The following is a 12,645-nucleotide window of genomic DNA, read 5'->3' on the forward strand; positions in this document are numbered from 1 at the left end:
AAGGCGTGTTTACCCGCCTCCCCCTTACTTACAAAACATTAAGGATTAACTTTAGAGTTGAACACTTGTTTACCGTCTTTAAATTCAAGAACTGTTGCTGTTTTAATTGGGTTATGGTTTTCGTCAACTGAGAAAGTACCTGTTACTAAAGAAAGATCTTTTGTTGCAGCTAATTCATTTTTAATTGCTTCCCCATCCGTAGAACCTGCACGTTTAATGGCATCAGCAATGTAGTAAATAGAGTCATATCCAAGTGCGTTGAACGCATCAGGTGCCTTATCACCATTTGCCGCTTTAAATGCCTTTACAAAGTCTTGAATTTTTTGATCTGGATCTTCTGCAGAATAGTGGTTAGTAATGTACGTATTATTTAATGCATCCTTCCCAGCTAGATCCACTAAAGTTGGTGAATCCCAACCATCAGCCCCCATTAAAGGTACATCAATACCCATTTCACGGGCTTGTTTAACAATTAAACCAACCTCTTCATAGTATCCAGGGATAAAGATAAAGTCTGGATTCGCTGCTTTAATATTTGTTAATTGTGTACGGAAGTCTGTATCTTTCGCTACATAAGCTTCTTCCTTCACAATTTTTCCACCACTCTTAGTAATCGTTTCTTTAAAGGACTTTGCTAAACCTTTTGCATAATCAGATGCATTGTCTGCAAAAATAGCTACGTTTTTCGCACTTAGCTCACCTGAAGCGAAGTTAGCTGCCACAATCCCTTGGAATGGGTCAATAAAGCATGTACGGAATGCATATTCGTTAACGCTGCCATCCTCATTTACCGTAATATTTGGGGCAGTTCCAGAACCAGTAACAATCGGGATTTTATTTTGATTGGCAATTTGAACCGTTGCTACTGTATTCCCTGAAGTTGCAGGAGCTAGCATTGCTACTACTTTATCTTGCGTTGCTAGTTTAATAGCTGCAGCTGTAGCCTCAGAGTTTTCAGATTTATTATCTACTTTAATCAGTTCAATCTTCTTACCATCAATACCACCAGCATCATTTATTTCTTTTACAGCCAATTCTGCGCCCAGACCGATTGAAGAACCGTAAGATGCTACATTTCCTGAAAGCTCTAGGTTTGCACCAATTTTAATTGTATCACCATCAGATGAACCACCGCCTGATGATGAGCCACCACCTGAACTTGAATCGTCTCCGTTACCACAACCAGCAAGTACACCAGCAAGTAATGAAGATGCTACTAATAGTGAACCGAACTTCTTAAGCTTTTTACTCTCTTTCATAATTAGATTCCCCCTGAAGATTTCTAAAATATTAGATATTTCTGATAATTATAAACAAATAAATTCATTTCCTCAATAGCAAAAATAATTATTTATAACTACTTAAAAACGACAGAACAATATTATTCATTTATGACTTTTACATTGTAAAACATTCTTTATATTTAGTCTAGAGTGATTTTTCAGTATAATTAGTTATTTAAGAATTATCTTTCAATTCAAGTTGTAGTGTAGTACAAAACTATCATATGCGATTATTTTTTTAAGATAAGGTTTTTGCTGTACTTATTTCTTACTAAATTATTTCCCTGAAAATAAGTCTGTAAAAAGAGAAAAAAGCATAGAGCTGGTTGCCCCTATGCTTTCTTTAATTCGAACACACAAAGGCGTTCATTCATATTAGTTTCATTTTCTAAATGCACTTCATGGAGCAATTCAAATGGTGTCCCCTGATGTAAAAACTGTAAATAATCATAGGGAGGATAGTATAAAATTATATGAATATCTCGCATTTTTTGCTCATAGGATTGCCAAATGTTCTGAATAACTGTGCGGAAAATATGAATGGAAAAGGGATTAAAAAAGAAAAACACATTATCACGCGGCTTTATTTCATATGCCTCTGCTATCGTATGAATAAATGTAATAGGTGCATGTGAACGCTTTTTTTGAAGATAGCTTCGTTTATTTTCTTCTGCCTCTGCATAAAATCCAGCGTCCATCTCTATTCCGATCGTTGGAATATGAAATTGATGATGAACATAAATGGGTACCCTTCCCTTTCCACAGCCCATATCAATAAACACAGGGTCGTTAGGCATCTCATAGATAGCAAATAATTGTTCTAGCCCAATATAAGGGGTTGGTTCATAACGGTGATAGTGGGCAAGCTTTGGGAAACCATATTGTTCTCCCACGGTCTTAATGTGCAAATATTTATCAAACTGTTGTTCATTCATATAAAAGGACTCCTAAGAACAGAATGCTTTATTTTAGCACGAGAAAAAGCAAAAACCATACCCAAAAGTTTGGATATGGTCATTTTTTTAATAGCCTCTACGCTTAAATCTATAAACAAAGAGAAGTGAAAGGAGTAATAACATTAAGGATGCAATGATTGTAGCGCGTCTTAAAACGGCCTTCACTCTCGCAACAACTTCATCTGCAATAAAGGGCTTTGCAATATAATCGTCTGCCCCTTGGTCAAAACCTTCTAAACGGTAATTCACCTCACCTAAAGCGGTTAGCATAATAATGGGACAAGCACTGAGTTCTCTAATTTCTTTTAAAATAATCCAACCATTTTTCTCAGGCAGCATAATATCTAGTAGCACTAAATCAGGCTGAGTCTCAATAAATTTATCTAAAGCCTCATCACCTCTAAAACATTGTGTTACATCATAGCCGACCTTTTTTAAATAAACTTTTAACACCTGGCTAATTGCATATTCGTCTTCTATTACTAATATATGCGCCATTTTTGTTCACCTCGCGACTAACTAGCTCTTATATTTATTATAGCACTGGATTATGTCAGTTAAATGTCAGCATATAAGCAGAAGTATACTTACGATGAGAATATATTGAGGACTTCTATTGACAATGTCTTCCTAAGCCACTTATCATTGATTGCGAATGATAATCAGTGATAATTCATTCAAAAACCTAGTAAATGAAAATAAGGGGGGAAAAGCATGATCATTGTTACAAATCGTATTCAAGTGAAGCCAGGTTTTGCAGCAAGAATGGCTCCAAACTTTACAAAACCAGGTCCTCTACAACAATTTGAAGGCTTCCATAAGGTAGAGGTATTAATTTCAACGGATGATCCTACTTATGACGAAATGAGTGTTAATATGTATTGGGAATCCAAGGAGCATTTCCAGGCATGGCGTAATAGCGATGCATTTGCTGCAGCCCATCACCGTCCAAGTTCAGGCTCTGAAGGGGAAAAAGCGGATAGCCCAATTATCGGTAGCAAAATAGTAGTTGCTGAATTAGCAACTTCCATTGAAGCTTTACGTTCATAAACACACTAAATATTTATACATGATCTTCTGATTCTATCTAAAAAGCCCTGCATGTTGGCATACAATGCAGGGTCTTTTTCATGAAGGTAGTTTGTACAAAATCTTTTTACAAATGATTAGTCCTAATACAGGGAAATATTTTTCATCATCTTGCTAAAAAAATAACAAGAAAATAGCCTAATACGGATAGACAAACTGAGCCAATTAAACCAGCAACAAATGCCTTTACTCCAAGCTCCTTAAACGTTTTAATCTCAACATTTAATCCAAGACCAGCCATCGCCATAGCAATTAAAATGTAAGCAATATTTACAAGGGCTTGCGCCACATTAACCGGTATAATACCTAAAGAATTAATCGCACTCATTGCTAAGAACCCTACTATAAACCACGGTATGATTGACAATGAAAATGCTTTTTTCTCTTCCCCTTTAGCCGTTCTTCGATAGAAAATACCAATTATAATGGCTACTGGAACAAGCAAAGCGACACGCGTTAACTTTACAATGACCGCTATATCAATGGCTTCATTTCCACCTGCGGATGCTGCGGCAATAACATGGGCAATTTCATGTAGGGTACCACCTGCGAAAATGCCATACTCTGTTGGCGTTAAGTTCATAACAGAATAAAGTACTGTATAAACAAGTGTAAATACCGTTCCTAATAATGCAACAATGGCTGCCCCCACAGCAGTTTCCTTTTCATTTGCTTTAATTTGAGGTGCAATTGCCACGACAGCTGCAGCTCCACAAATAGCGGTTCCACAAGCCGTTAGTATCCCTAGCTTTTGATCCACGTGAAAAATTTTTGTTAGACCATACACTACAATTAATGCAAATAATAAATTAATGATGGCAATCAAAAAAACATTGGCTCCAGCGTGATAAATATCAGCTAAATTTAAACGCATTCCCAATAAAATAATACCGAATCGTAATAGCTTCTTACTGGAAAATGCAATTCCAACTTGCCAGGAATCCTGCACTTTAAATGCTGCACGCCAAGCCATCCCTAATATAATAGCAATGACCAATTGCCCCAATATTGAAAAGAAAGGAAAAGTAGCAATATATTTTGCAACTAAGGCTATAAAGAGTGTTAGTAATATTCCCTTTAGAAAGTTTGGATGAAGTGCATATTTTCCTTTGTTCTGTCCATTAACCATGATGTTCACTTCTTTCTCCTTTGTTGATTACTACTTTATTAAAAAGTTCATGATTAGTAAAATACATATATATAATTGTTATTATTAATATTTCTAATTACAGAGGTGTAGATATGCAATATGAGGGTTTAAAAACGTTCATCACACTGGTAGAGGTCAATAATTTTACAAAGGCCTCAGAAATACTTCATATTTCACAGCCGAGTGTCAGCTTACACATTAAAAACCTTGAACAGGAATTACAGACTACTTTATTTATTCGTTCGCCAAAATCTGTACAAATTACACCAACTGGTGAAATTCTATATAAACGGGCTAAGCAGATTATGGCTATAACTGAGGCAGCTATAGAAGACATTGCAGCCTATCATCAAGAAGTACAAGGGACACTTGTAATAGGGGCTAGTTTTACTATTGGAGAATATATACTTCCTCCTATTATCGCTAGCTTGCAACAACGTTTCCCCCAACTTGAGCTTCAAATTATTATTGGTAATACGAAAGAAATCATTCAATATACAAAATTATTGCAAGTTGATATTGGCCTGATAGAAGGACAGGCCCATGACAATGAACTTTTGATAAAGCCATTCATGCAGGATGAGTTATTTATTGTAAGTGCAAGCAATCATCCGCTAACAAAGGAACAGCCTATTACTGCGGACAAACTCCAACAGCAAAGCTGGGTTGCGCGTGAGGAAGGCTCCGGCACACGTTATTATTTAGATCATTTATTTAGAGCTAATGGTTTACTGGTTCAATCACTGTTAACCATTAGTAGTAATCAGGGAGTTAAAGAAAGTGTTATGCAAGGACTTGGGCTTTCCTTACTGTCTGCGTGTGTCATTGAGCGTGAGTTAAAAAATGGCGATATGGCGATTCTCTCCCTTGAAGGACAGCATTTTATGCGGACATTTTCTTATCTTTGTTCGCCAACTATGAAAAATAAGCGGAATGTGGATATATTAATTGAAGCATTATCAAAAAAAGCTTAGCTGACTTTTCCCGTCGCTAAGCTTTTTTAATGGTTCTTCTAGTATTAAAACGTTTATGTTCAATGATTTCGACAAATTTGGTCGTCGCTCTAGAAAGAGGTACGGTCTTTAAAAAGCACATACCTATACTCCTTGGCGGAATATCCCCATCTAAAGATAATTCGTATAGAAGTCCTCGATGGAGATAATCCTTTGAAAACTCTTTTGTAACACATGCGATTCCTAAATTACTACGGGCAAATTCTAATACAAGATCATGTGAACCTAACTCAAACTCAGGTTCAATATGGACCCCATTGGATAATAAGAAATCCTCTACATATTTTCGTGAATTCGATTTTTTCTCAAGGAAAATAAGGGGGAATTTTAACAGATCCTCATAGCTTAAACTTTTAGAAGCCAATGTTTTATATTTCTCCCCACAGACAAAAATATCCTGAATATCCGTACATACCGTTAACTGTAATGTCGAATCCTCTATGGGAAAATTACAAAAGCCGATATCCACCTCACCCGATTTAATAAAATTGCAAATTTCAGAGGTAGTACCATTTAACATTTCCAACTTAATATTCGGATACATTGTATGAAATGCTTCTAAATAAGGCATAAGGAAAAAACGTGAAATCGTATCTCCTACGCCAATCTTTAGTTGCCCGGTTGTTAAATTTTTAAATTCTAATAACTTTTCTTCACCCGCATCTAACAGTCCTAAAGCCGAATTTGTATATTCAAATAGCAGGCTGCCTTCTGTTGTCAAAGTTACCCCCTTAGGCGTTCGATTAAAAAGACGTGTACCAAGCTCCTTTTCCAGTTGCATCATAGCTTGACTAACAGCAGGCTGAGTCATATATAAATCCTTGGCGGCTCTTGAAAAGCTATTATTTTTAGCTACAACACTAAAAACACGGTATAAATCTAATTTCCCTATCATATAAGCACCTCTTATAGCTAGTATACGAACTATTAATTTTACTTATATCATGAGTGAGGCGTATAGTAAAACCATATGGATTTTACATCACTTTACAAAAGTTAAATGAGGAGAGATTAAGTTGGAACGTGTAATCGGTACAGTTGTAAGAGGTCTTCGTGGTCCTATTATTAACGAAGGCGATCATATTGAACAAATCGTTGTAGATACAGTGTTAAATGCTGCGAAAGTAGAAGGTTACACTATTGAGGATCGAGATATTGTGACCGTAACTGAGTCAGTAGTAGCACGTGCACAAGGGAACTACGCAACAATTGATGATATCGCTGTGGACGTGGCAGCGAAATTTGGCAATGATACTGTAGGAGTTATTTTCCCTATTTTAAGTCGAAATCGTTTTGCTAACTGTTTACGTGGTATTGCTAAGGGCGTTAAAAAGGTTGTCTTAATGCTAAGCTACCCATCAGATGAGGTTGGTAATCATCTTGTCGATATCGATGAGTTAGATGTAAAAGGCATTAATCCTTGGACAGATACATTAAATGAAGTGGAATTCCGCGAGCATTTCGGCTATAAAAAGCATACATTTACTGGTGTAGATTATATTGAATACTATAAAGAATTAATTGAAGCAGAAGGGGCTACATGTGAGGTCATCTTCTCCAATAACCCAAAAACAATTTTAGATTATACAAAGAGTGTTCTAGCATGTGATATTCACTCACGTTTCCGCACAAAGCGCATTTTAACAGCAAACGGTGCTGAAAAAGTTTACAGCCTTGATAATATTTTAGCTGAATCCATCAATAGTTCTGGTTTCAATGCTGAGTACGGTCTACTTGGCTCTAACAAAGCTACGGAAGATAGTATTAAGTTGTTCCCTCATACTTGCCAACCGATTGTTGACGGTATCCAAGCTAAAATCAAAGAAGCTACAGGAAAAACTGTAGAAGTTATGATTTACGGAGATGGTGCATTCAAAGATCCTGTGGGTAAAATTTGGGAGTTAGCTGATCCTGTTGTTTCTCCAGCATTCACAGCCGGATTAAATGGAACTCCTAACGAGGTTAAATTAAAATATTTAGCAGATAATGACTTTGCTGATCTTCGAGGAGAAGAGTTAAAAGCTGCTATTTCTGAATACATTCAAAATAAGGATGAAGATTTGACAGGTCAAATGGCTGCACAAGGAACAACACCTCGCCGCTTAACTGACCTTATCGGCTCTTTATCTGATTTAACATCAGGTTCAGGAGACAAAGGAACTCCTATGATTTACATTCAAGGTTATTTCGACAATTACACTAAATAATATATAAGAACTCTCGTACTAGTGACGAGAGTTCTTTTTTGGATGGAGGATGACAGGAATCGAACCTGTAATCCCTATATTAAAGGGATATGCAGCCTAGCAACTTCCTCATATATACGATGGTTGATTTATTGTATAAAGTATTACATTTTTCTCAGTCCTTTTCATAAATTAATAAATTACGTTTATTTTAAACGGTTAGGTATTACTTTTTCTTGTAGCCAGTGTTCGCTTGTTTGAACATGGTGAGGTCTCACAAATTTGCCCAAATTATATTGGAAATCATCATAATGAAAGGATCCGGCATTTCGAATGACATAACCCTCTTGCTCACCATCAAACATTGATTTTCCCGTAAACATTCGTTTTATTTTATTCTCATCGAAAATCCCTCTGTATAAAACAGGCACCGTTTCAACACCTAATTTTTCCGCAAAGGCAACTGTCTCATCCCAACTTAAACAAATATTATTTTCATTCCAAATACTAAATAAATAAAAATAACTTGTTAATGCCTGATAATATATAGAATGCTTAGCATACATATTTTCCCCACATAATCGCCAACTATCTGGAATCTGATAAGAAAAACTAGCATGAAATGTTTTGACCCAATGTCTAGAAGGATGGTTAGCTGAATGGATGCTTCTAGCATGCATATAGTCTTTGTACAGCGTTGTTCCTTCTCCATCTAACTTTTCAGTGACAACAACCTCTTTTCCAATAAAATGATTCACATTTTTAGCAACCTTGTCGTCATGTGTATAGCTTCTGCTCCATGGTAAATGAAAGCTTCTTGGATATTTCATTAATTTCATCATATTTACACTTCCTTTCTCTACTGTTTATTTAGCAAATTGGTCGGCCTCACGGAAAAAGTAAAGTCTTGTTAATAAATCCCCATCTAATAAATGATAGATTTCACTTCCCCCTCTATCGCCACCATACTGGATTAACATATGGAATTGCACTAAATAGACGACCTTTAAAACAAAATCCTCTTCAAAGCCCAATTCGAATAAAAAATGACAAACTATCTGTGCTGATACGTTTTCATGGCCAAAATAGCCAAATCGTTGTTGCAGTGGCTTATATTTTTTACAAAATGGCTTGCCAACATCATGGAATAATGCTGCTACTTGTAATGCCAGCTTATCACTTTCCGAATAGTATTCATTGATATAGGCAAAGACAAAATAAGTATGCTGACATAATAGAAATTGGTGATGTGGATTTTCTTGATTGAAATGATAAATCTCTTTAAAAGGTGGGATTGCTCGAAGTGTTTGAAAAAGCTCCTCATAATTGGGCTCACGTTGAATAAGCGAAATAAATTGTTTTCGAGAAATTGCATAGGGGCTGGATTCATGTACGATATGCACTTCATCAAATCCTTCTCCCGCCGTCGGAAATTCTAAATGCTTGCTCATTTTCTCCATCACCACTAATGGTACATTTCTCTTCCGTTGTTGGTTTCTAGCTACACATATGGAATAGGGTGTGTCAAAATAATAGCATTCCTTCCTAATCGAGCTTGGCAATTTACGCAGTGCAAATATCCTCCGTTCCCGTTCAATATTAGTGGCATCTACAATGACCGTATAACCCTTTGCCACAAGGTCATTAAGACGCTCATATAATGTACGAAAGACCTGACGTGATTTCTGTTTTGTTGCGTCACCAAATAACTCCTGACGTATAGCGTCACTCGAAAGGACAACGGCATTTTCTCTTTTCGCTAGCTGTTTCACAAATGTGCTTTTTCCACTTCCAGGTAATCCCACTGTAAAAATTACCTTCATCTCTTTTCACCTCCCTTCAAGTTTCTATATCGTATAAGATAAACAATCCTTTAGTGCTTTTCAATATATCCTTATAAGCAATTTAAAAGGCATGAGTCATGTACTATATCGCACTCATGCCTTCTATATGAATTATTTTTAGCTTACTTCCCTCTTAGGGACATAGTGTTCGTGCAATATTTTCAAAGTAACGAACACCATAAATTAGAGCTTCTTCATCAATTTTAAAACGAGGATGGTGTAATGGGTACGCTTCTCCAAACTCTTCGTTATGTACCCCTATAAATTGCATCGATGAAGGAACAACTTCTGAAAAATCTGCGAAATCCTCAGTACCAAACATTGGTCCAGGTAACTCCTTCACACCTGTATCTCCCACAATCTCTCCCGCTATACGGCGAGATAACGCTGTTAACTCTTTATCATTTGTAACAGAGGGACATCCTAGCTCCCATTTAATTTCTACCTTTGCACCGTGCATGGAAGCAATACTTGTAGCTATCTTTTCTAAATGCTTTCGCGAATCTACACGAATCGTGGGGTCTAGTGAACGAATCGTTCCACCAAGCTCTGCTGTATCTGCAATAATATTTAAGGCCGTTCCACAATGAAATTTTGCCACCGTTAAAACAGGCGCATGTGTACTAGGTACTTTACGTGACACAATTGTTTGCAGAGCTACAACTATTTCAGAACCAATAAGTAATGGATCTATAGCGACCTCTGGTGTAGACGCATGGCCGCCCCGACCGTAGATTTTAATTTCAAAATCATCTGCTGCTGCAGTAAATTTACCTTCTTTCATAGCAAATTGTCCTACCTCATAATCAGGGCTCACATGTAGAGCAAAGGCATAATCGACATTTTCTACAATTCCTAGGGCTACTAGTTGAGCAGCTCCTCCAGGCGTCACCTCTTCAGCATGCTGAAAAACAAAACGAATTTCTCCACAAAAATCTGTCCCACGCTCAGCCAATGCTTTTGCTGCACCAAGTAGCATCGCTGGATGGGCATCATGACCACACGCATGCATGACTCCAGGATTGGTTGATTTAAACAGTAAATCCGTTTCTTCTTCAATCGGCAATGCATCAATATCAGCTCGTAGTAAAATGGTATGCCCCTTATTTTCTGTTTTCGTCCCCTTTAAAAATGCGCATACACTCGTCTCTGTTAAACGCTTCACCTCTAAATGTGGAAAGGCTACTAGTTGATTATAAATATATCGGGCTGTCTCATGTTCCTGATGTGATAATTCTGGATACATATGCAAATGCCTACGCCATTTAATTACCTGTTGTTTTAAATCAATTGTTTCTATCAATTTAATCACTCCTACTATATGATTTATTTTATTAAAAGGGTCCATAGTTTATGAGATGCGCAATAACTAATAAGACAATCGCTAAGCTTGTCTGGATAAGGAAATAAGGAAATACCCATCTTACCCATTTTGAAAACGGGATACCTGCTATTGCTAATCCTGCTAATAAAACTCCACTTGTTGGAATAACCATATTTGAAATACCATCACCAAATTGGAAAGCCAGTACTGCTGTTTGTCTAGTTACACCAATTAAATCTGCTAAGGGTGTCATAATTGGCATCGTTAACGCTGCTTGTCCACTTCCAGATGGTACTAAGAAATTTAAGCAAAGCTGAAGTAAAAACATCCCTACTGCATTTATAGAAGCTGGTAGAACACTTACGGCATTAGAAACAAAATGTAGAATAGTATCAATTAATCCTCCATTCGTCGTTATCACTAAAATGGTTTGGGCAAATCCGATGATTAGAGCACCTTCTACCATATCTCGGGCGCCAGTAATAAACCCCTCAGCCATTTTATTCGGTCCAATTTTACATATAATAGACATAATAATACTGCTTAATAGAAAGATTCCGCCAATTTCACTTATATACCATTGGAATTTTATTACCCCTACAATTAATGCAACAAAATTACCTAATAGGACGAATAATGCCATTAAATGTCGTGTACTTATCTTAAAGTCCAGATCAATCTTTATACTTTCTTCTGGATTAAACTTTCCATAAATCCCTTTTGATGGGTCGCTTTTTACTTTTTTAGCATGTCTATATATAAAAAGGACTGTCAAAATATAAAAAATTGCAAACACGACTATTCGATATGACATCCCTGAATACATCGGAAGCTCAGCAATCGTTTGAGCAACACCAATGTTAAAAGGGTTTGTAATTCCCGATGTAAAGCCCGTGGCTAATGTACCGAGCATAACGATCGCAAAGCCTGTCATTGCATCCATACCTAGTGCCATCGTTAAGGGGATGATAATTGCTATATATACTAGCGTATCCTCTGCAGAGCCAATTAATGTTCCTAAACTAGCAAATATTAATACGAGAATTGGGATTAGTACGTACTCTTTTTTCCCAAACTTAGAGGCCATTACTTTAATAAACGAATCAATAGCACCCGTTTTTTGCATAATCCCTAAAGCCCCGCCGAATAAAAAGACAAATAAAATGATGGGAGCACCTTCAAGCATTCCCAAATGCACGCTATTAAATATTTCTAGAAAGCCAACAGGATTTGAGCTTATGTATTGAAAGGATTCCGGATCAACAACCATTCTCCCATTACTCTCAACTCTTTCATACTGTCCCGCTGGTAAAATATACGTTAATAGCGACATTACTAAAATAATAATAAACATTAATACAAATGCATTAATTCCCTTTATACGTGGTTCATTTTCTTTTTTTTCTTGATGCAGGTTTACCATAATCGTCTCCCCCTACTATTTATTATTCTTTAAACCAAGACATAGACAACGTAGCAATTAGGCAAATGAATACACACCACACTTTCCGTTATACGGAAAACCGTTCCGATTAACGGAAACTTTATACACAAGAATAAAAAATAGATTATAAAAAGTCAATATATTTTGATAATTCAAATAAATTTATTTCTCCTAATAGGACACGTAATTAATAATCATTTCTTTAAAAGCAGGAATAATTCTGGACTTTTCTACATATAAAAAAGACTGCTCCACCTTTTCGTAGAGCAGTCTATGCATATCAATATTTTATTAACTTATACCATTATTGTATCACAAATTTACAAAAATTACTAGACTATACTTCTTACTGAAGT

At 36.4% G+C, this 12,645-nt stretch carries 11 protein-coding genes, 1 tRNA gene and 1 pseudogene; 3 read left to right on the plus strand and 10 right to left on the minus strand.

All coding sequences use genetic code 11. The annotated features are described in order from the left end of the window. Positions 1-38 precede the first annotated feature (38 nt). The 3 genes and pseudogenes from B3D94_RS05995 to B3D94_RS06005 form a co-directional block, all read right to left on the minus strand. Complete coding sequence (locus tag B3D94_RS05995; protein WP_069483187.1) at positions 39-1,259, minus strand: ABC transporter substrate-binding protein; 1,221 nt, start codon at positions 1,257-1,259, stop codon at positions 39-41. 356 nt (positions 1,260-1,615) lie between these two features. After that, positions 1,616-2,218 (minus strand): SAM-dependent methyltransferase, encoded by a 603-nt coding sequence (locus B3D94_RS06000; protein ID WP_036121696.1) that lies wholly within the window; start codon positions 2,216-2,218, stop codon positions 1,616-1,618. A gap of 162 nt (positions 2,219-2,380) precedes the next feature. Next, positions 2,381-2,737: pseudogene (locus B3D94_RS06005) on the minus strand (response regulator transcription factor); the annotation flags it as partial. 216 nt (positions 2,738-2,953) lie between these two features. On the opposite strand from B3D94_RS06005, the gene B3D94_RS06010 reads away from it, so the two are divergent. Next, positions 2,954-3,289 carry a heme oxygenase gene (locus B3D94_RS06010; RefSeq protein WP_069483185.1) on the plus strand — a complete coding sequence of 112 codons (336 nt, stop codon included), beginning with the start codon at positions 2,954-2,956 and terminating at the stop codon, positions 3,287-3,289. A 145-nt stretch (positions 3,290-3,434) separates the two neighbouring features. Here the strand turns inward: B3D94_RS06010 and B3D94_RS06015 are convergent, their stop codons facing one another. Continuing rightward, entirely contained in the window at positions 3,435-4,457 is a 1,023-nt protein-coding gene (locus B3D94_RS06015; protein ID WP_069483184.1) for a YeiH family protein, read from the minus strand. Positions 4,458-4,570: 113 nt separating this feature from the next. On the opposite strand from B3D94_RS06015, the gene B3D94_RS06020 reads away from it, so the two are divergent. After that, positions 4,571-5,452: a LysR substrate-binding domain-containing protein gene (locus tag B3D94_RS06020; protein ID WP_069483183.1), complete on the plus strand. Its 882-nt coding sequence runs from the start codon at positions 4,571-4,573 to the stop codon at positions 5,450-5,452. Between the two features lie 16 nt (positions 5,453-5,468). Here B3D94_RS06020 and B3D94_RS06025 read toward each other — a convergent pair whose 3' ends face one another. After that, the gene (locus B3D94_RS06025) at positions 5,469-6,386 is read right to left on the minus strand and encodes a LysR family transcriptional regulator (protein ID WP_069483182.1); all 918 of its coding nucleotides are present in this window, start codon (positions 6,384-6,386) and stop codon (positions 5,469-5,471) included. 121 nt (positions 6,387-6,507) lie between these two features. Here B3D94_RS06025 and B3D94_RS06030 point away from each other — a divergent pair, with 121 nt between their 5' ends. Then, the gene (locus B3D94_RS06030; RefSeq protein ID WP_069483181.1) at positions 6,508-7,698 is read left to right on the plus strand and encodes a coenzyme F420-0:L-glutamate ligase; all 1,191 of its coding nucleotides are present in this window, start codon (positions 6,508-6,510) and stop codon (positions 7,696-7,698) included. Between the two features lie 39 nt (positions 7,699-7,737). On the opposite strand, the gene B3D94_RS06035 is transcribed toward B3D94_RS06030, so the two are convergent. The 5 genes from B3D94_RS06035 to B3D94_RS06055 form a co-directional block, all read right to left on the minus strand. Further along, positions 7,738-7,809, minus strand: a tRNA-Ser gene (locus B3D94_RS06035). 74 nt (positions 7,810-7,883) lie between these two features. Continuing rightward, on the minus strand, positions 7,884-8,519 hold the full coding sequence (locus tag B3D94_RS06040) for an RNA ligase family protein (RefSeq protein ID WP_069483180.1): 636 nt from the start codon (positions 8,517-8,519) through the stop codon (positions 7,884-7,886). Between the two features lie 24 nt (positions 8,520-8,543). Then, positions 8,544-9,500, minus strand: coding sequence for an AAA family ATPase (locus B3D94_RS06045; RefSeq protein ID WP_291755700.1), 957 nt, complete (start codon positions 9,498-9,500; stop codon positions 8,544-8,546). 154 nt (positions 9,501-9,654) lie between these two features. After that, positions 9,655-10,824: a M20 metallopeptidase family protein gene (locus B3D94_RS06050; protein ID WP_291755702.1), complete on the minus strand. Its 1,170-nt coding sequence runs from the start codon at positions 10,822-10,824 to the stop codon at positions 9,655-9,657. 31 nt (positions 10,825-10,855) lie between these two features. After that, entirely contained in the window at positions 10,856-12,268 is a 1,413-nt protein-coding gene (locus B3D94_RS06055) for a YfcC family protein (RefSeq protein WP_258269719.1), read from the minus strand. Positions 12,269-12,645 lie beyond the last annotated feature (377 nt).

The organism is Lysinibacillus sp. UBA5990, assembly GCF_002429815.1.
Classification (GTDB): domain Bacteria; phylum Bacillota; class Bacilli; order Bacillales_A; family Planococcaceae; genus Lysinibacillus; species Lysinibacillus fusiformis.